This window comes from Salinimicrobium sediminis (assembly GCF_900215295.1).
GTDB lineage: Bacteria > Bacteroidota > Bacteroidia > Flavobacteriales > Flavobacteriaceae > Salinimicrobium > Salinimicrobium sediminis.
The window spans coordinates 429,768-449,627 of record NZ_OCMF01000001.1 but is presented as its reverse complement, the minus strand read 5'-3'; the positions used below and the strand labels follow the sequence as shown (position 1 = coordinate 449,627).

General features: G+C 43.3%; 17 protein-coding genes. 7 read left to right on the top strand and 10 right to left on the bottom strand.

Annotation, left to right across the window (positions count from 1 at the left end; translation table 11 throughout):
- The first annotated feature begins 156 nt into the window (after nucleotides 1–156).
- Both der and CRO16_RS01985 read left to right on the top strand, forming a co-directional pair.
- Nucleotides 157–1,461 (top strand): ribosome biogenesis GTPase Der, encoded by a 1,305-nt coding sequence (gene der, locus CRO16_RS01990; RefSeq protein WP_097054671.1) that lies wholly within the window; start codon nucleotides 157–159, stop codon nucleotides 1,459–1,461.
- 88 nt (nucleotides 1,462–1,549) lie between these two features.
- Entirely contained in the window at nucleotides 1,550–4,318 is a 2,769-nt protein-coding gene (locus tag CRO16_RS01985) for an outer membrane beta-barrel protein (protein ID WP_097054670.1), read from the top strand.
- Nucleotides 4,319–4,576: 258 nt separating this feature from the next.
- On the opposite strand, the gene CRO16_RS01980 is transcribed toward CRO16_RS01985, so the two are convergent.
- Genes CRO16_RS01980 through CRO16_RS01960 form a run of 5 tightly spaced genes read right to left on the bottom strand, consistent with a single transcriptional unit; the run spans nucleotide 4,577 to nucleotide 7,728 of the window.
- Nucleotides 4,577–5,374 carry a TPM domain-containing protein gene (locus CRO16_RS01980; protein ID WP_097054669.1) on the bottom strand — a complete coding sequence of 266 codons (798 nt, stop codon included), beginning with the start codon at nucleotides 5,372–5,374 and terminating at the stop codon, nucleotides 4,577–4,579.
- On the bottom strand, nucleotides 5,374–5,808 hold the full coding sequence (locus CRO16_RS01975; RefSeq protein WP_097054668.1) for a TPM domain-containing protein: 435 nt from the start codon (nucleotides 5,806–5,808) through the stop codon (nucleotides 5,374–5,376). Before CRO16_RS01975 ends, CRO16_RS01980 begins: the two co-directional genes overlap by 1 nt.
- A gap of 9 nt (nucleotides 5,809–5,817) precedes the next feature.
- Complete coding sequence (locus CRO16_RS01970) at nucleotides 5,818–6,417, bottom strand: LemA family protein (protein WP_097054667.1); 600 nt, start codon at nucleotides 6,415–6,417, stop codon at nucleotides 5,818–5,820.
- A gap of 1 nt (nucleotide 6,418) precedes the next feature.
- Entirely contained in the window at nucleotides 6,419–6,751 is a 333-nt protein-coding gene (locus tag CRO16_RS01965) for a MerR family transcriptional regulator (protein ID WP_097054666.1), read from the bottom strand.
- Nucleotides 6,751–7,728, bottom strand: coding sequence for a M23 family metallopeptidase (locus CRO16_RS01960; protein WP_097054665.1), 978 nt, complete (start codon nucleotides 7,726–7,728; stop codon nucleotides 6,751–6,753). Before CRO16_RS01960 ends, CRO16_RS01965 begins: the two co-directional genes overlap by 1 nt.
- Before the next feature lie 125 nt (nucleotides 7,729–7,853).
- On the opposite strand from CRO16_RS01960, the gene alaS reads away from it, so the two are divergent.
- From alaS to CRO16_RS01945, 3 genes are all read left to right on the top strand, one after another.
- Entirely contained in the window at nucleotides 7,854–10,466 is a 2,613-nt protein-coding gene (gene alaS, locus CRO16_RS01955) for an alanine--tRNA ligase (RefSeq protein WP_097054664.1), read from the top strand.
- 288 nt (nucleotides 10,467–10,754) lie between these two features.
- Nucleotides 10,755–11,693, top strand: coding sequence for a GSCFA domain-containing protein (locus CRO16_RS01950; RefSeq protein WP_097054663.1), 939 nt, complete (start codon nucleotides 10,755–10,757; stop codon nucleotides 11,691–11,693).
- A 57-nt stretch (nucleotides 11,694–11,750) separates the two neighbouring features.
- On the top strand, nucleotides 11,751–12,365 hold the full coding sequence (locus tag CRO16_RS01945; protein WP_097054662.1) for a DUF4230 domain-containing protein: 615 nt from the start codon (nucleotides 11,751–11,753) through the stop codon (nucleotides 12,363–12,365).
- On the opposite strand, the gene CRO16_RS01940 is transcribed toward CRO16_RS01945, so the two are convergent.
- The 4 genes from CRO16_RS01940 to CRO16_RS16075 all read right to left on the bottom strand — a co-directional run bounded on the left by CRO16_RS01940 (nucleotide 12,362) and on the right by CRO16_RS16075 (nucleotide 17,061).
- Complete coding sequence (locus CRO16_RS01940) at nucleotides 12,362–14,122, bottom strand: aromatic amino acid hydroxylase (protein ID WP_097054661.1); 1,761 nt, start codon at nucleotides 14,120–14,122, stop codon at nucleotides 12,362–12,364. The genes CRO16_RS01945 and CRO16_RS01940 overlap by 4 nt on opposite strands.
- Before the next feature lie 142 nt (nucleotides 14,123–14,264).
- Nucleotides 14,265–14,801, bottom strand: coding sequence for a DUF4136 domain-containing protein (locus CRO16_RS01935; RefSeq protein WP_097054660.1), 537 nt, complete (start codon nucleotides 14,799–14,801; stop codon nucleotides 14,265–14,267).
- A gap of 13 nt (nucleotides 14,802–14,814) precedes the next feature.
- A complete protein-coding gene (locus CRO16_RS01930; protein ID WP_097054659.1) occupies nucleotides 14,815–16,881 on the bottom strand; it encodes a urocanate hydratase in 2,067 nt (688 codons plus the stop codon).
- A gap of 6 nt (nucleotides 16,882–16,887) precedes the next feature.
- Complete coding sequence (locus tag CRO16_RS16075) at nucleotides 16,888–17,061, bottom strand: DUF5522 domain-containing protein (protein ID WP_168024351.1); 174 nt, start codon at nucleotides 17,059–17,061, stop codon at nucleotides 16,888–16,890.
- Between the two features lie 33 nt (nucleotides 17,062–17,094).
- On the opposite strand from CRO16_RS16075, the gene CRO16_RS01925 reads away from it, so the two are divergent.
- On the top strand, nucleotides 17,095–17,421 hold the full coding sequence (locus tag CRO16_RS01925; RefSeq protein WP_097054658.1) for a hypothetical protein: 327 nt from the start codon (nucleotides 17,095–17,097) through the stop codon (nucleotides 17,419–17,421).
- On the opposite strand, the gene CRO16_RS01920 is transcribed toward CRO16_RS01925, so the two are convergent.
- The gene (locus CRO16_RS01920) at nucleotides 17,418–18,800 is read right to left on the bottom strand and encodes an FAD-containing oxidoreductase (RefSeq protein ID WP_097054657.1); all 1,383 of its coding nucleotides are present in this window, start codon (nucleotides 18,798–18,800) and stop codon (nucleotides 17,418–17,420) included. The two genes, CRO16_RS01925 and CRO16_RS01920, sit on opposite strands and share 4 nt — an antisense overlap.
- Nucleotides 18,801–18,921: 121 nt before the next feature.
- On the opposite strand from CRO16_RS01920, the gene CRO16_RS01915 reads away from it, so the two are divergent.
- Entirely contained in the window at nucleotides 18,922–19,860 is a 939-nt protein-coding gene (locus CRO16_RS01915) for a 1-aminocyclopropane-1-carboxylate deaminase/D-cysteine desulfhydrase (protein WP_097054656.1), read from the top strand.

The following is a 19,860-nucleotide window of genomic DNA, read 5'->3' as shown; positions in this document are numbered from 1 at the left end:
ACCGGCAGCAGTATTTTCTTCTGTTGCCGTTGTTTTCTTTTCTCCGGAATTTTTAAGAACTTATTTCTCTGTATTTGCTGAAAATTAGGTAGATATAAGTGCACGTCTATTGCATTAATTCCTGTAATTTTGCAGCCTTATTAAGAATACGAAATTATGAGCAGTATAGTAGCCATTGTAGGGAGACCTAATGTTGGAAAATCGACTTTTTTTAACCGTTTGATCCAGCGCCGGGAAGCCATTGTTGATTCGGTAAGCGGGGTGACCCGTGACCGTCACTACGGAAAAACCGATTGGAATGGACGAAATTTTTCCGTTATCGATACCGGGGGATATGTCCTTGGAAGTGATGATGTTTTTGAAGCTGAAATTGACAAGCAGGTAGAACTTGCCATTGGAGAGGCAGATGCTATTATTTTTATGGTAGACGTTGAAACCGGAGTTACTGCCATGGATGAAGATGTTGCACAATTACTGCGGAAGGTCAATAAACCAGTTTTCCTGGCAGTAAATAAAGTGGACAACTCCAAACGCCTTGAAAATGCGGTTGAATTCTATTCCTTAGGATTGGGAGAATATTTTCCTATTGCCAGTACCAGTGGGAGCGGGACAGGAGAGTTGCTGGATGCTTTGGTAGAAGCTCTTCCTGAAGATACTTACCAGGAAGAAGCTGAGTTGCCTCGTTTTGCAGTAGTAGGGCGTCCCAATGCGGGAAAATCCTCTTTTATTAATGCGCTCATTGGAGAAGACCGCTACATAGTAACAGATGTAGCAGGTACTACCCGGGATGCTATCGATACCCGATACAACAGGTTCGGGTTTGAATTCAATCTTGTAGATACTGCGGGGATTAGAAAAAAATCCAAGGTAAAGGAAGACCTGGAATTTTATTCGGTGATGAGGTCAGTTCGGGCCATTGAACATTGTGACGTATGTTTGGTTGTGATGGATGCCACACGCGGATTTGACGGGCAGGTTCAAAACATTTTCTGGCTGGCCCAGAGAAACCGGAAAGGAATTGTTCTTCTGGTGAATAAATGGGATCTTCTGGAAAAGGAAACCAATACCATGAAGGAATATGAAGCTAACATTCGACGGGAGATGGAGCCTTTTACAGATGTGCCTATTGTCTTTATGTCTGTCCTTACTAAGCAAAGGATCTTTAAGGCTATAGAAACGGCAGTCGAGGTGTATAACAACCGAAGCAAAAAGATCAAGACCAGTGAGCTTAATGAGGAGATGTTGCCACTTATTGAAGCCTATCCGCCGCCGGCCTATAAAGGAAAATATGTGAAGATCAAATTCTGTATGCAGTTACCCACTCCGCAGCCACAGTTTGCATTTTTCTGTAATCTTCCACAGTACGTGAAAGATCCATATAAAAGATTCATTGAAAATAAATTAAGGGAGAAATTCGATTTTTCAGGAGTGCCGGTTTCGGTTTATTTCAGGAAAAAATAAGAATTATTGTAACTTTTTCCCTTTTTGAGGGTCAAATAAATGCTGTTGCTCCAAAAGTGACAGCATTTTATTTTATATCCCCCTTATAATGAAGCATTTTTTTCTCCTTTTCCTTATTTTCCTTACTACCGGCTCCTGGGCCCAACAATTTTCTATTTCGGGTAAAGTTGTGGATGCCCAGACCAATGTGCCACTTGAATCGGCCACCTTGTTTGTGGAAAAGGTGCAGGATAGTAGCCTTGTTTCCTATACCATCTCAAATCAGGACGGTAATTTTATTATTGAAGGTTCCGGAAAAATGGATTCCCTGAGGCTGGTAAGTATCTTTAACGGTTATGCTTCCTTATCCCGAATGCTAAGTCTTGAACAAAGAAAGATCGAGCTTGGTCTTCTAAAAATGGAAATAGCCAACAATATTTTGGGAGAGGTGACCGTAGTTTCAGAAAGAGCGCCTGTCACGGTAAAAAAAGATACCCTCGAGTTCAATGCCGGCTCTTTCAACACCCGCCAGGACGCGAACCTTGAAGAGGTCATGAAAAAACTACCAGGTGTTGAAATTGATGCCCAGGGGAATATTACCGTGAATGGAAAACCTGTTTCCCGCATCCTGGTAAATGGAAAGGAATTCTTCGGAAATGATCCCAAGATCGCCACCAAAAACCTTCCGAAGGAGATCATTGATAAGATTCAGGTGGTAGATACCAAGACCAAATCTGAAGAATTTACAGGAAAGGCTGGAGATCCAGATGATAAGACCATTAATGTTACGATTAAGGAAGATAAGAACAAAGGATATTTTGCCCGTGCTACCGCCGGCGGTGGAACAGATGAGAGATATGAGCTCAGCGGAATAGGGAATTACTTTAAAGATGATCTTAGAATTAGCGCTCTTGCGAGTTCCAATAACATCAATAGTTCGGGCTTTAGTATGGATGAGGTATTCGACATGATGGGAAATCGTGGAAGATCAATAATGATAAGGAGTAACGGCAGTTTCGCTGTTAATGGAATGAATTTTGGCAGCGATAAGGGAATTACCAAAAGTGAAACCGCCGGATTAAATTTTACCAATGAGTGGAACAAGAAATACGAAGTTGCCGGGGATTATTTCTACGCAAAAAGCGATACAGAAACAGCCAGTGTAGTGGAAAGGGAAACTTTTTTGCCGGAAGGCAGTTTCTACACCGATATTGTTTCTGAAGCCAATATCATAAATCAAAATCACCGTGCTAATTTTAATTTTGAAGTGGAGCTGGATACCATGACCAGGATAGCAATACGTCCTGCAATTACCTTTAGTGACGGTTTTGCCCATAGAACAAGTGCTTCGGAAAGAATGGATAACTCCCGGGAATTGATCACCAATATAGTTGATAAGGAAGATATCTTAAGTAAAGAGTTTAGCAACAGGTTGAGCTTCACCAGGAAATTTGGGAAGAGAGGAGCTTATCTTGAAGCCTCCTTTGAAAACTCTAACCAACTGCGGGAAAGTGAAAACTTTTTTTATTCTGAACTTTTTGACACCGATGGAGATGTGCTTCAGGAAACCGGGATACAGGATCAATTCATTGATGACAGGAACACCACAGATGAATATGAGGCGGCCATTTCCCAGCGCTCTGTACTTGCAGAAAAGCTGTTCTTAGACCTTTCCTATGATTTTAGTACCCGGCAGATGAATAGTACCCGTAGCGTGTATGAATATGATGGGGAGACGAATAGTTATAACCTGTTTAATAATTTGCTTTCCAATGACTTCGAAGTTAAAAGTTTTAAGCATATTCCAAATGCAGGATTGAATTACGAAGGAAAGAAATTGCGGGCGAGTTTTGATATAGGGCTTTTAAATACTACTCTCAAAAATCAGAATTTTTTGGCCGATGTTGATTTTAAGAATAATTACAATGATCTTTTCCTTAGGACTAACGTACGCTATGAATTGGCTCGTGGGAAATCTGTATACGCGTATTACCAGAATGATACCCAAATTCCTTCTATTAGGGAATTGCAACCTGTACCCAACCTTACCGATCCCCTGAATATCTTTATAGGTAACCCAAAACTGGATCCCACATATTCCCATCGAATTAGCATGGGATACCAAAATTTTGATTTTGCGACCCGCAGTGGGATGAGCATCTATGCTTCCACCACTTTTTATGAAGATCAGGTGGTGCCATATAGTATTACAGAAGATCTGATTACCACCACTACTTACCGCAATCTCGACGGCGGAATTTCAAGTTACGCCGGAATTTCCCTGAGTAAACGTATCAAGAAAGAGGAACAGGAATTCAGCTACAGGTTCGGGTTGTATGGAAATTACAACCGCCAGATAGGCTTTTCCAATGGATTTAGGTATAGGGCAGACCGCTTTGGAGTCTATCCCTCAATTAGACTGGGTTATAACTATAATGACAAAATAGAGATCAACCCCCGGTATGAAATGAACTATAACCTGTCAAACTATGACATTAGCAATAGGAGAGAGGAAGAATACATTAACCATACTGTTGCCCTTGAAGCTACTACCTACTGGCCTAAAAATGTGGTTTTTGGGAATGATATTTCTTTTGTTTCCTATGGGAATGTAGCTCCGGGATTTGATCCTACCTCGGTATTATGGAATATGAGCCTTGGATACAAATTTCTGAATGATGACGCCACTCTTAAAGTAAAGGTGTATGACCTTTTAAACGAAAATGTAAGTACCCGGAGGACGATTGCGGAAGATTATGTTCAGGACACACGGGAGTTGATCCTGGAACAATATTTTATGCTAAGCTTCACGTATAAAATTAGCAGGTTTGGTGGAAAAGATCCGAACAAGGGTAAAGGCGGGTTCATGATGTTCTAATTAAGTATTGAGAACATAATTTTAAGGATTGTGATGGGTTTAATAATGCAGTTTTTAAACCCTTTTTTGTGAATTAAGGATTTGAAATTATTTCCACCTGTTGGAGCAAATTTGTAATCCGTGCCGTGGATAATTTAATTCCAGCCCACGCAAAAAATCAGAAAATTAGAATTTGGAAAGGAAATTTGGTGCTTCAGTTTACACTGCCCACTTTTACTGATCACTGATCACTGATCACTGATCACTGATCACTAAAAACTACCATCCACCCCCTGCGCCACCACCACCAAATCCGCCGCCGCCGAAGCCTCCTCCAAATCCGCCGCCGCCGCCAAAGCCTCCACCACCTCCGCCGAAGCTGCCGCCGCCAAATCCGCCACGGCCAAGGCTGCTAAGCACAAGGATGTCCAGAAGTCCGCCGCCACGGCGATATCCACCACGGCCGCCTCCGCGTTTATTGCGGGAACTTAAAACAATAAGGAAGAAAATAAAAATGATGGCAAGTACGATAAAGCGGGGTCCCACGCCTCCGCCGTCACCGGTAGGTCTGCTGCCCTGATAGGTGCCCGCCATGACCTGAAAAATGGCAGTTGTACCTGCATCTAAACCTGCGTAATAACTTCCTGCTCTAAATTCAGGAAGAATTACTTCATCAATAATTCTTTTTGAAAGGGCATCGGTAAGCGTGCTTTCAATTCCGTATCCGGTGGTGATCCAGATCTTTCTTTCGGCTTCAGCTAATAGGATCAGAATACCGTTATCCTGTTCTGCCTGTCCTATTCCCCAGTCATGTGCCCATTCTGCCGCATAGGTACCAATATATTCCCCATTTAAAGAGGCTATGGTGGCAATTACTATTTGTGTGGAAGTCGTATCGGCATAATTGATCAGTTTTCGCTCAAGGGCCTGTTCTTCTGAAGCACTTAAGACATCTGCGCCGTCATAGACACTCGTCTGCTCAGATGGTTTTGGCGGAATTTCCCTCTGTGCTAAAGCCGTAAATGCGGTACAAAGCAAAAGAATGAGTAAAAGGTAATTCCGCTGTAGATAGTTCATTATGTGGATATTTTATCCGAAAGTTCGTTGGTGTCTCCTTCTTCCCATGGGAAATGTGCCCGTAATTCTTTACCTGCCCGTAAAATGCCGTCGATCAAACCCTGCTTAAAATTGCCTTTTTTGAATTCTGAAGCAATAGCATCTTTGGTGGTTTCCCAAAAATCTTTTGGTACCACGGCATTGATGCCTTTGTCACCGTAGATGATGAACTTGCGATCGTCAATTGCGACATAGATGAGCACACCATTATCTTCCTTGGTGTTATCCATTTTGAGCAGGTGGAAGACTTCCATTGCTCTATCCCAGATCTCACCATTACTGGTTTTTTCAATATGCACGCGAATTTCTCCCGAAGTTTTTTTCTCGGCCCGCCTTATAGCGTCAACGACTTCTGCTTCTTCCTCTTCGGAAAGAAATTCTTCTATTTTTGACATTTTTGTTGCTTATTCAAAATCAAAGTCTACATCTGGCGCATCTTCTGCTCCGGGATCTGAAGCATAGCGTGGCATTTCATCGAAACCATACATTCCAACAATTACATTTGTTGGGAATTGTTTGATGTAGACGTTATAATTATTTACAGCTTCGTTATACCTGTTCCTTTCTACATTGATCCTGTTTTCGGTCCCTTCCAGCTGTGACTGTAGCTGCTGAAAGTTTTGTGTTGCCTTTAACTCAGGATATCTTTCAACCGTTACCAGCAGCCGCGATAGAGCAGAACTTACCTGTCCCTGTGCCTGCTGGAATTGCTGCATTTGTTCTTCAGTAATGTTATCGGCATCCACATTTACCGAAGTGGCTTTTGCTCTTGCCTCTATGACATCGGTAAGGGTTCCTCTTTCAAAATCAGCAGCGCCTTTTACGGTATTTACAAGATTCGGTATAAGATCGCTTCGACGTTGGTAGGCACTCTCCACCTGAGACCATGCAGTCTTTGCATTTTCCTGCTTTTCTACTGCATTGTTATATTTCCCTACCGTTAGTAGGTATAATCCAAGGATAATTGCCCCAATGATTAGAACGGGGACGAGCCATTTTTTCATATTATAATTCCTGTTTTAGTTTGATTAGTTGAGATCTTATATTCTCCAGTTTTCGAATCACATCAAAGTTAGATAATGTTTTTCGGCTTTTCTCTTCCTTTAGGTGGATTTTAGCACCTTCCAGGGTAAATCCCCTTTCCTTGACCAGGTGAAAGATCAGTTCCAGATTTTTAATGTCCTCTTTAGTGAACTTTCGGTTTCCTTTAGCGTTCTTTTTCGGCTTAATGGCATCAAATTCCTTCTCCCAAAATCTAATGAGGGAAGTGTTCACTCCAAAGGCTTCGGCCACCTCTCCAATTCCGTAGTACAGTTTATCTGGCAGGTTGACGTGCATTAATCCAGGGATTGGTTTTCAAGTTGTGATTGCTCAAGGATCTCATCATATTCTGCAGGAGAAAGATGTCCATAGTAGAAGTTAATCGGATTGATCTTTTCATCGTCCTTGAAGATTTCGTAATGCAGGTGAGGAGCCTGTGACCGGCCGGTACTTCCTACAAAACCAATTAGGTCTCCACGTTGTACTTTTTGACCTCTTCTCACGTTGTACTTGTACAAATGTGCATAGAGGCTCACGTAGCCAAAACCATGTTCAATTCTTATGTGATTACCGTACCCGCTTGATTTATTATCGGCTCTTTCCACTACACCATCTCCTGTTGCATATACAGGAGTGCCACGTGGTGCGGTAAAATCCATGCCGTAATGGAATTTCCGGATCTTAGTAAAAGGATCTGTCCTCCAGCCGTATCCGGAAGCCATTCTTTTTAGGTCTTCATTTTTAACCGGCATGATCGCAGGAATGGAAGCAAGCAGATTCTCTTTATCTTCGGCAAGGGCGACTATCTCGTCCAGAGAACGGGATTGCACCACCAGTCTTTTGGTGAGCATATCCAGTTTCTTATGACTGTCCATAATGAGTTTTGAGTTGTCAAATCCTTCCAGGTCCTTATAGCGGTTGACCCCTCCAAATCCCGCAAGTCGCTGTTCTTCGGGAATGGGGCTGGCTTCAAAATAGAGACGGTAAATATTGTTGTCACGGTCCTCCACATTGGCCAAAACATTCTCTACCTGCTCCATCTTTCGGTTGAGCAGGTTATATTGTAATTTCATGTTTTCGAGCTCTCTTGCAAGGGCTCTTTCCTTGGGAGTTTCAAGCTGCGGAATATTGAGATAGATCACCAGGAGAATAAAGCCTGCAAGGAAGGTTCCTAATACAGAAAGCGCCGCAATTCCAAGACGCCGGCCCTTCTTGCGCTCTATCTTTTTATAGGAAAGCGTCTCGCTGTCGTAATAATATTTAACCTTAGACATAAGTTAAATTATTCTATTTTTGCTTACTTAAAATTGTTGCAAAAACGGTGCAACAGTCAGCTTGAGAAACGAACAAATATAAAAATTGTTTTTCCGACAGCATAATATAAAAAATTTAACTTTTCATGAAGTCTCAGGAGATACGTTCAAAATTCCTCGAATTTTTTCAAAATAAAGCCCATAGCATTGTGCCATCAGCTCCTATGGTGGTGAAGGATGATCCTACCCTTATGTTCACCAATGCAGGGATGAACCAGTTCAAGGAGTTCTTTCTTGGCAACGGAATTCCCAAAAACCGTCGTATTGCCGATACCCAGAAATGCCTGCGCGTGAGCGGAAAACATAACGACCTGGAGGAGGTAGGGAAAGATACCTATCACCACACCATGTTCGAAATGCTCGGGAACTGGAGTTTTGGAGATTATTTTAAAAAGGAAGCAATCACCTGGGCCTGGGAATTACTAACCGAAGTTTATAAGCTCGACAAGGAAAACCTTTACGTTTCAGTTTTTGAAGGGAATGAGGAGGAAGATTTACCTTTAGATAAGGAAGCTCTTGACCTGTGGAAGGCTATTCTGCCCGAGGAACGTATTATCTACGGAAATAAAAAAGACAACTTCTGGGAAATGGGAGACCAGGGTCCCTGCGGACCTTCTTCTGAAATTCATGTGGACCTGCGTTCTGCTGAAGAAAAGGCGAAAGTGCCCGGGAGAGATCTGGTGAACAACGATCATCCTTTGGTTGTAGAGATATGGAACCTGGTTTTCATCCAGTTCAACCGGAAGGCCGATGGTTCCCTGGAGAAACTGCCTGAAAAACATGTGGATACAGGGATGGGCTTTGAGCGTTTGTGTATGGCGCTGCAGGGAGTAAAATCGAATTATGACACAGATGTGTTTACTCCGCTCATTAAAAAAATAAGCGAGACCACTGCCTCGGAATATGGAAAAGATGAAGAAACCGATATAGCCATTCGGGTAATTGCAGATCACGTGCGGGCGGTATCTTTCGCTATTGCCGACGGACAGTTGCCAAATAGTGGAGGAGCAGGATATGTTATCCGAAGAATCCTAAGAAGGGCTATTCGTTATGGATTCACCTTCCTAAACCAGAAAGAACCTTTCGTTTTTAAGCTTGTGGATACCCTGGCTAAACAAATGGGAGAAGCTTTCCCGGAATTACGCTCTCAGCAAAATCTTATTGAGAACGTGATAAGGGAGGAAGAAAATTCCTTTTTACGCACTCTGGATCAGGGATTGGTGCTGCTGGACCAGATCATGAACGAAAGCAAAGACAAAAATGTTTCGGGCAAAAAGGCCTTTGAATTATACGACACTTACGGATTTCCAATTGATCTGACAGCTTTGATCCTGAGTGAAAAAGGTTATACCCTGGATCAGAAAGGATTTGAGGAGGAACTTCAGAAGCAGAAAGACCGTTCAAGAAATGCCTCAAAAGTTACTTCGGGAGACTGGCAGGTGGTAAAAGAAGCAGAGACCGAAGGGTTTGTTGGCTATGACAGTCTTGAAGCCGAAGTGGAGATACTTCGCTACAGGAAAGTGGAATCTCAAAAAGAAGGTGAGCTCTACCAGCTGGTTTTCAGTAGAACTCCTTTTTATCCGGAAGGCGGTGGCCAGGTTGGGGATAAAGGAACCCTGCAGGCAAAAAACGGAAACGTAATCTATATTTTAGACACCCGTAAGGAAAACAACCTTATCATTCACCTCACCAAAGATTTGCCCGAAGATCTTTCGGGGACTTTTATTGCCAAAGTAAATGTTGCACAAAGAGCAAGAACAGCTGCAAATCATAGTGCCACTCATTTGCTGCATCAGGCGCTTCGGAAAATATTAGGGACACACGTGGAGCAGAAAGGTTCTATGGTGCAAAGCGATTACCTGCGTTTCGATTTTTCTCATTTCAGCAAGGTTTCTGCGGAAGAATTGCAGCAGGTGGAGGAGTTTGTAAATTCAAGAATTGCTGAAAGACTTCCCCTCGTCGACAACAGGGAGATGACTTATCAGGAAGCCATAAACGATGGTGCTATTGCCCTTTTTGGAGAGAAATACGGAGACAAGGTTCGTGCAGTTCGCTTTGGAGATTCTATGGAGCTCTGCGGCGGAACCCATGTGGGAAATACTGCCGATATCTGGCACTTTAAGATCATTTCTGAAGGTGCTGTAGCATCGGGTATCCGCAGGATAGAAGCCATTACCAATGAAGCTGCAAAGGAATATTTCACTGCGCAAACCGAAGCTTTTAGTGAGCTAAAGGCAGTGCTTAAAAATGCAAAGGATCCGGTCAAAGCGGTGGTCAACCTGCAGGAAGAGAATGCAGAGCTAAAAAAGCAGATTGAAGTTTTACTTCGTGACAAGGCTAAAAACCTGAAAGGGGATTTAAAGAATCAGATTAAAGAGATCAACGGGATCAATTTTTTAGCTCAAAAAGTTGATCTTGATATAGGCGGAATTAAAGACCTTTCCTTCCAACTGGGAGATGAAATGAACAATCTTTTCCTGCTTTTTGGTGCCCAACACGGGGAGAAGGCGGTGCTTTCCTGCTATATCTCTAAAGACCTTGTAAAGCAAAAAGATCTGCACGCAGGCAAAGTAGTGAAAGAACTTGGCCGCTATATACAAGGAGGCGGCGGCGGACAACCTTTTTACGCCACAGCCGGAGGAAAAAATCCTTCCGGATTGGATGAAGCGCTGCGGAAAGCTGAAGAGTTTGTAAAATAAGATTGTCAAATAACCCTTTCAGGATTCCAAACCCTGAAAGGGTTCAAACATCGTCCAAACCTGCAAGGTCTTTTTTGACCTTGTAGGTTTTTTTATTGTCGGAGGCTGCAAGCCTCTAACTTCATAGCCCGGAGCAACGCTCCGGGTCTTTTTGTTGTTGGGATCTATCAGCCTGTAAGGCTGAGACAAAAGTGGTGATGTAAAATGTGTATTTTAGCTCTTTATACTTATTAGACCTACAAGGTTTTTGAAAACCTTGCAGGTCTGGAATGATAAATCATTTAAAAAATGGAATTTCGAACTCCCGTTCCCATACAACCTCAAGAACCTAAAATAGCCCACTCCTCGAAAGTGCTGCTTATAGGTTCCTGTTTTGTGGAAAATATCGGGAAGAAACTGGAGTACTTTAAATTCCCGAACCTGCTCAATCCTTTCGGAATTCTATTTCATCCCGAAGCCATCCTTAACCTGCTAAAAAGGGTAAAATCAAACCATGTTTTTACCGAAGCTGACATTTTTTATCACAACGAAGCCTGGCACAGCTATGAAGCACATTCAGATCTTAATTCGGTAGAGAAGGAGGTGATCCTGGAGCAGCTGAATGCTGCCGTACAGGAAACATCGCAATTTTTGAGGTCGGCGACGCACGTAATCATTACGCCGGGTACTGCCTGGGGCTACAGGTTGAAAGAATCAGGAGAAATGGTAGCGAATTGTCATAAAATCCCGCAACAGAATTTCAGCAAAGAATTAACCAATGCTCAAAATGCCCTTATTGAGGCTGCAACAATTGTGAACGAGTTAAATCCTGAAGCGCAAATCATTTTTACAGTCTCCCCTGTAAGGCATCTAAAGGATGGTTTTATGGAAAATCAGCTGAGTAAGGCGAAATTAATAACTGCAGTACAGGAAATAGTGGCTATAAAAGCAAATTGCACTTATTTTCCGGCCTATGAGATCATGATGGATGAACTTCGGGATTACAGGTTCTATGCAGAAGACATGGTGCACCCGAATCTAACAGCTGTAAATTATATATGGCAGAAATTTCAGGAGGCGTGGATAGCTTCAGAAGCTTCCGCGGTAATGAAAGAAGTTGATACCATCCAAAAAGGACTTTTGCACAGGCCTTTTAATGAAGCTTCCGAAGCACATCAAAACTTCCGCAGAGATCTTCAGCAAAAAATTGAAAAACTGGAGGAAAAATTACCGCATATCAGATTTTAAGGTAAATCTTCACATTTTCTTCAAGAAAAGCCTTTACCAAATCCTTATTTTTAAAACATGAAGAAATATATTGTTGGCGCCCTCGTGGTTTTGATCATCTTCCTCACCTACCGGTATTTTGAGAACAGAAATGCAGAAAGGGATAGGCTGGAGGAGAGTACGGCCATGATCCAGCAACAGATCAAAAATGTTGGAAAGCTTGTAGTTACCGAGGGAACTTTTTCGCAGGTCTTTACCTATAATGACACCAGGAACAGGTTTTTTGATGTTTTGCCTGCCCGTAAAAAGGCTTTAATTGTAGTGAACACAAGGGCTACTGTTGCTTATGATCTGAGTAAACTTGAGATCGAATTGGATGAGGAGAACAAAACGGTGCATATTACCCATATTCCTAAAGAAGAGATCAATATATACCCGGATATCAAATATTACGACATCACCCAGGATTATCTCAACCAGTTTAGTGCCGAAGATTACAACAAGATCAAAACCCGCATTAACAAATCCATGCGGGAAAAGGTGGAGAAGTCCACGCTGAAATCAAATGCGCAAAACCGGCTGATAAGCGAGCTGCAAAAGATCTACATCCTTACCAGTACTCTTGGCTGGACTCTTACCTACAACAATGAAGAATTTGGTACTGCGCGTGATATGGAGGAGCTAAAACTTTAATTGGTCTTTACCAAACTGGGTTTTACCAACTCCAAACCATTATCGATGAGGTGAGCAACTTCGGGACGCCGCTGTTTCACATCTTCAAGATACTCCAGGACCTGCGCGGCAAGTTTCTCATCCTTACCGTTTACCAGCTCAAAGATCTCTACTGAAAGCAGCCAATCCCGTGGATGATACTTTTTCACAAGGTCAAAAGCCGCATCCAGAGAAAATTTAGTGTCTTTTCCCTGCCGAATATTCCTCACCGATTCATAAAGATTTTCCAGCTCCTGTCTCTCTGCAGTTTTCTTGCTTTTGATCGTTGTGGAAGAAGGAATGTGAGTGATGAGATCGAATGATTTTGCATCGGCAGGCCCGGCAAAAGCAGAGATGACTTCTTTTCCCACGGCCATATCATATTTACCCCATTCCGGCTTGAACAAAATTTCATCTTCATAGGTAACAGTACAATTCTTTAAGCTAATGAGGATGATCTTGCCTTGCAGGTTTCTTGTGCCGGTAATGATCTCACCACTGACTTTTATGCCGCCTTCGAATTCGAAATTTACCTGCTCACCCTCGTAAATGTCGTATGCCCTCAGGTCTCTTGGCCCCATATCCTCAATCGCCAGGTTGATGCCGGTGAGCCTTCCCACAGGAGAACCAAAACCATCGGGATGATTTTGAGTTCCGTGACCTACAAGTTCTTTTTCCCGTGAAGCCAATGCCGTTTTTCCCGTTGTCTGAAAATAAACCGGCTTAGCATGATGCTCTATGACGCGGGTAAAAGTTCCGGAAACCTGTACCCCGGTACTAAGCTCTATGGTGCCGATGTTTTTTGAATGGATCAACTTTTGTAAACCTTCCAGCCCGCCAACACGTAATGCCATTTTATTGGCAAATTCTTCAAGTACAGAACTCAGATGAGCAAAGTCCGGGGTGACATATAGCTGAGGCTGAGGTTTGGTAATGTCAAATTCCTGTTGTGCTGCCTCAATGCTATATGGGATCTTTTTTACTTTGTCGGTCATGCACCAGGTGCTTTCGCCAATTGAGGAGAGGAGTCCGGCGCCATAGATCTTCGGGTTCTCAACAGTTCCGATGAGTCCGTATTCTACGGTCCACCAGTGCAGGTTCCTTATTTGGGCCATTTCACTTTGTTCCCGCTGGTCATTTTGAAGTTCGTCCACTTTCTTTTCAGCAGCTTCTATTTCCTCCTGCGGAGTGTCTTCAGCTTCTTTAATTATGGAAAGGTGACGTATGGCTTCATAGATCTCATAATCTTTGGCACTGGAAATGGCTTTACAACCTATTTCCCCGAAGCGTCGGAGGTATTCGGCATATTCAGGGTTAGCAATAATGGGTGCGTGGCCTGCGCCTTCATGGATAATATCGGGCGCGGGAGTATATTCGATATGTTCAATTTGTCTGATGTCACTGGCGATCACCAGCACATTATATGCCTGGAACTCCATAAAGGCTGCGGGGGGAATAAAGCCATCCACCGCTACCGCAGCCCAGCCAATTTCCTTAAGGATCCTGTTCATCCCGTACATGTTGGGAATGTGATCTATGGAAATTCCGGTTTGCTTTAATCCATCCAGGTACGAGGAATGCGCTACTTTGCTAAGGTAGTCCACATTCTTGCGCATCACATATCTCCACACGGCCTGATTTATAGGCGTATAATCTGCGTAATTCTGGGGTTTTATAAATTGCTTCAGGTGGGCCGGAAGCCTGTCTATAATTTCGTTTGATTCAAATTCTTGTTCCATAACTCATGCAATATTGAACAGCTTTTAAAGATACAAAAATATCGTCATCCTAATCTTTTGACTCCCTTATGGTTAGCTTCTGTAAAATATAAGAAGCCGCTGAAATTGAGACTTCAGCGGCTTTTCATGGGGGGCTAAAAACTTAATTTAAAGAAGGGGGATATTTTTCCAGTATCTCTTCAACGATCTCGTTGATCCTTTCCTGTTTCTTGTCTACTTTGCTGGCGAGAGCGGCAGTACCCATTCCCTGCCAAACCAGTTCTTTTCTATCGGCATCTACAAGATCAATATAGAGAGTCCCTTCGGTAGTGCGATTGATGGTGTTAGCGCCAGCACCCCAATACCAGGGATGCCATCCCCAACCGTAACCGTAGCCGTAAGGATTATTGTAGATATTCACGTTTTCCTTTGTCTTAGTGAAAATACTCACCAGGATGTCCGGATTTTCAGATTTGGTAAGGCCTTTTTGTTGCATTTCCATATCTATTGCGCGTAGGATCCTCTTTTTATCAAGATCGGATATTTCAGCTTTATCAATTCCGGGTTTGAAAAAAGCATAAGTCTGGTATTGATTAAAGTTAGCTTCCCTGTCATAATCAGTTGCGACTTTAACCGAGCTACAGGAGGTCATGACCAATACCAGCAGGATCAAAACCGAGGTGAGTTTTAGTGATTTCATACTAAATAGGTTTTTAGGTTAAATTGTCCAGCAGACTGTCATCGACTATGTTCGGAATGGTAACTTTTAAACGGGGTTCTTTTTCCATTGCACGTTTAATGGCAAAAAGGGCACCCGGATTACGGCCCCAGGACCTTCTTGCGATACCGTTATTCACATCCCAGAACAACATGGCGTTGAGTCGTCTTTCTGACTCTCTATTACCCTCAAGAACCATACCGAACCCTCCGTTAATGACCTCTCCCCAACCAACTCCGCCGCCATTATGGATGCTCACCCAGGTGGCTCCTCTAAAGCTGTCTCCAATTACATTCTGAATGGCCATATCGGCGGTATAGCGGGAACCGTCGTAGATATTGGAGGTCTCCCGGTAAGGAGAATCGGTACCCGAAACATCATGATGATCCCTGCCTAAAATTACTGTTCCAATTTCCCCTTTTTCAATAGCTTTATTAAATGCTCTTGCAATTTCTATTCGTCCTTCGGCATCGGCATAAAGTATCCGCGCCTGGGAACCAACTACCAGTTTATTAGCTCTTGCCCCTTCTATCCATTTGATATTATCCTGCATTTGCTGCTGAACTTCCTCCGGGGCCTGTTCTTTCAACTTCTTAAGAACATCCCGCGCAAAAGAGTCGGTCTTCTCCAGGTCCTCTTCTTTTCCTGAAGCACATACCCAGCGGAAAGGTCCAAAGCCATAATCAAAGCACATAGGTCCCATGATATCCTGTACGTAACTGGGGTAGGCAAAATCCTTATCCTCTCCTGCTGTAGCCCCGCTTACAAAATTACCTTCTTCATCTTTATAGATCTTTGCCCCGGCACGGGAAGCTTCCAGTAAAAAAGCATTGCCGTAATCAAAGAAGTAGGTGCCTTTTTTGGTGTGGCGGTTAATGGCTTCGGTTTGCCTGCGCAAACTTTCCCTGACCTTTTCTTTAAATTTCTCCGGATTGGAACTCATCATTTCATTTGACTCTTCAAACCCTAAACCTGCCGGGTAATATCCTCCTGCCCATGGGTTATGCAGGGAAGTTTGATCACTGCCCAGGTCGATGTGAATATTTTCTTCATCAAATTTCTCCCACACATCCACCACATTTCCTAAATAGGCGAAAGAAATAGTTTTTGTAGCTGCTTTGGCTTCTGTCACTTTTTGTACCAGTTCATCCAGGTCTTCAACCACAACATCCACCCATCCCTGGGAGTGACGGGTTTCCACTGCTTTTGGATTCACTTCAGCGCAAACAGTGATGCAGCCGGCAATATTTCCGGCCTTGGGTTGTGCGCCGCTCATCCCCCCAAGCCCCGATGTCACGAAGAGGGAGCCCGCTCCTAAATCCCCGTTTTTGACACCCGTACCCTTTGGAGAAGTAGACTTTTGAGCAATTTTCCGCAATGCATTCAAAACTGTGATCGTGGTACCGTGAACGATTCCCTGCGGACCAATATACATATAGCTTCCCGCAGTCATTTGCCCGTACTGCGTAACGCCCAGCGCATTAAATTTTTCCCAGTCATCCTGTTTGGAATAGTTGGGGATCATCATGCCGTTGGTAACCACCACGCGGGGAGCATCTTTATGGGAAGGGAAAAGACCAAGAGGATGTCCGGAGTTCATCACCAGGGTTTGTTCTTCGGTCATTTCGGCCAGATATTTCATCACCAGGCGGTATTGTGCCCAATTCTGAAATACAGCTCCATTGCCGCCGTAGGTGATCAATTCGTGCGGATGCTGTGCCACCTTTGGATCCAGGTTGTTCTGGATCATGAGCATTATGCCTTTTGCCTGTTCACATTTTCCCGGATATTCAGAAATTGGCCGGGCGTACATCTCATAATCGGGCCGAAGGCGGTACATATAGATCCTGCCGTAGGTTTCCAGTTCCTTATGAAATTCAGGAAGGAGCTCCTCGTGTTGACTTTTATCAAAATACCTCAGCGCATTTCGCAGGGCCAGCTGCTTTTCTTCAGAAGAAAGTATGTCTTTGCGTTTTGGAGCGTGATTCACTGCAGGGTCATATTCTTTGACAGGAGGCAGAGTGGCGGGAATGCCTTCTAAAATGGCATTTTTGAAGTCCATATAGAATTATTTTTTCTGTTGGTTGGTTTTTTTGTTGAAGCCGTAAGGACAGTGGCGGCAGCCGCTTTCACAGCAGTAACCCCTTTTGAGGTGGTATTGTTCGGTAAAGCAGCGGTAACCTTCGGGAGTTATATAAAAGTCTCCTTCTTCGAGCGGGATTTTTTTCTTGAAAAAACTCATATCACAAAAATAGCATTTTCTTATCTTGCCCTCATGTTTGTGGTGGTAAATAAATTTATTCTTGCCAAACACTTTGACGGCGTGGTCCTGTGGCCATTCATTGTAGTGAAGCGAAAGGAGTTAAAGCGAAATCCCGTTTTTATGAATCACGAACGCATTCACCTTAGGCAACAGCTGGAGCTGCTTATCATCTTCTTCTTTATCTGGTATTTTTTCGAATATTTCATCAGGCTTATTAAGTACCGGGATTCTTATAAAGCCTATAGCCGTATTTGTTTTGAGCGGGAGGCATACGCAAGGGAAAGGGATCTGATTTATCTAAGGAAAAGACCTCTATGGAATTTCCGTAATTATCTCTAAGTCCGGTTTTCTACAGGATCTTTCAGATTTTCCAGCATGGTGGGAATTAATTCACTTACCGTAGGATGTATATGAACGGCATCCCGAATCACCTGATATGACGCTCCGGCGTACAACTGATCGAGAACCGTATGGATAAATTCGTCTGCTCCCGTGCCCAGGAAGGTCGCCCCGAGAATTTTATCTGTTTCAGCATCTATGAAGATTTTTAGCTTGCCAAAAGTTTCTCCCTTTTCCTTTGCCCTTGCTATTTGGCTCATAGGCATCTCTGCAACTTTTGCTTTAATACCTTTTTTCCTGATCTGTTTTTCGTTCAGACCCACGCGGGCCAGGGGCGGATCAATATAAGCTGCATAGCAAAGGTGTCGGTCAGAAAGTTTCCTTTTCCTTTCTTCAAAAAGCTGGGAATTTACAATTTGAAAATCATTATAAGCCGTGTGCGTAAAAGCTCCCTCTCTATTGCAATCTCCCAGCGCCCAAATATGTGAAACCGAAGTTTGGAGCCCGTCGTTTACTTTAATGAATCCGCTTTCATCCAATTCCACTCCAGTTTTTTCGAGGCCCAGGTCATCTGTATTCGGCACGCGTCCCACTGCCAGGAGAAGATGCGAAGTCATTATCTTTTTCGAACCTTCTTCACAATTATAAATCACCGCAATCCTTCCGCTCTCTTTCTCAGCCTTGATGCAATTGGAATTAAGCAATACCTTAATTCCACTGTTCTTAATGATCTCTGTAACGGCTTCCGCAATGTCATCGTCCTCTTTTTTCATTAATTGATCGCCCCGTTCCAGGATCGTGACTTTACTTCCAAAGCGGCTAAACATCTGCGCAAATTCCAGGCTCACATAGCCTCCGCCCACAATCACCAGCTCTTCCGGAATTTCTTCCAATTCAAGCATTGTACGGTTGGTGAGATAATCCACTGTTTTAAATTCTTCCGGAACTCTGGGCCTCCCACCAACATTGATAAAGATCTTTTCTGCGAAAAAATTTTCTCCATTGACTTCTATGCTGTGATCATCAAGAAAAGTTGCTTTGCCACGGATTAGGCTGATGTTTTTCTCTCCCTGAAGCATTTTTTCAAGACCTTGATGAGATTCAGAAACCAATTTATCCTTCCTGGCTTTGATCTTTTTCAGGTCTATCTGAACATCTCCTTCAATATAAATGCCATGCTCTTCGCTGTTCCTTGCCACAAAAGCCCTTCTGGCCGAAGCCACGTACGCTTTTGTCGGCGTGCAGCCGGTATTAACGCAGGTGCCGCCCAGATCACTTTTTTCAATGATGGCAACTTTTTGTCCTTTTCCCGCAAGGCTTGTGGCAAGAGGAGGGCCTGCCTGGCCTGTTCCTATAATGATGGCATCAAATTTTCTCATGTGTTCTAATTAATTTCAGAAATTAAAAATACTTTTTGACAAACGGTACTTGTTTCTTATAATTAGTTCCCAATCTTTGCAAGGTGAATCTCAGGTTTCAACAGTTTAGCTTCCGAAAAAAATGTCTCAGTCGGTAAATCTTTTTACCCATGCTCCAATAGTTCCCAACCGGTTTATTGCTGAAGTAAATGGAATCTCCATTCACCTTAAGCGGGAAGACCTGCTGCATCCTGAAGTTTCAGGAAATAAATTCCGGAAGCTCAAGTACAACATTGCTGAAGCTATCTCCCAAAAAAGGGAAATCCTGCTCACTTTCGGCGGGGCCTATTCCAATCATATTGCTGCCACAGCCGCTGCCGGAAAAATTTCAGGATTAAAGACAATTGGCGTTATAAGAGGAGAGGAGCTGGGAAAAGATCTCGAGAAGACGCTTCAGGAGAATCCTACCTTGAGATTCGCTCATGTCTGCGGTATGCGGTTTCATTTTATAAGTCGAAGCGATTACCGGCAAAAGACTTCCGAAGCATTCATTGAAGAGCTGCATGAGAAATTCGGAAATTTTTATCTGGTGCCCGAAGGGGGGACCAATGAGCTGGCGATAAAAGGTTGTGAGGAGATCCTGCTTCAGGGGGATGCGGAATTCGATGTGATCTCCTGTGCAGTGGGAACGGGAGGAACCATCAGCGGAATTATAAATTCTTCTGCGGAACATCAGCAAATATTGGGTTTTCCGGCGCTGAAAGGAGATTTTCTAAAGTCTGAAATTGAACGCTTCAGCAAAAAAAGTAATTGGGAACTTATACCAAATTACCATTTTGGAGGTTATGCTAAGGTGGACAGGGAGCTAATTGAATTCATGAATGACTTCCGAAGCAATTATGGGGTGTTGCTGGATCCTGTTTATACAGGGAAGATGATGTACGGGATTTTTCACCTGGCCAGGAAAGGATATTTTTTGAAAAATACTCGTATTTTAGCCATTCATACGGGAGGCCTGCAGGGGATTTCGGGTATGAATGAGGTGCTTAAAATGAAGAATTTACCCCCAATTTTGACGTAA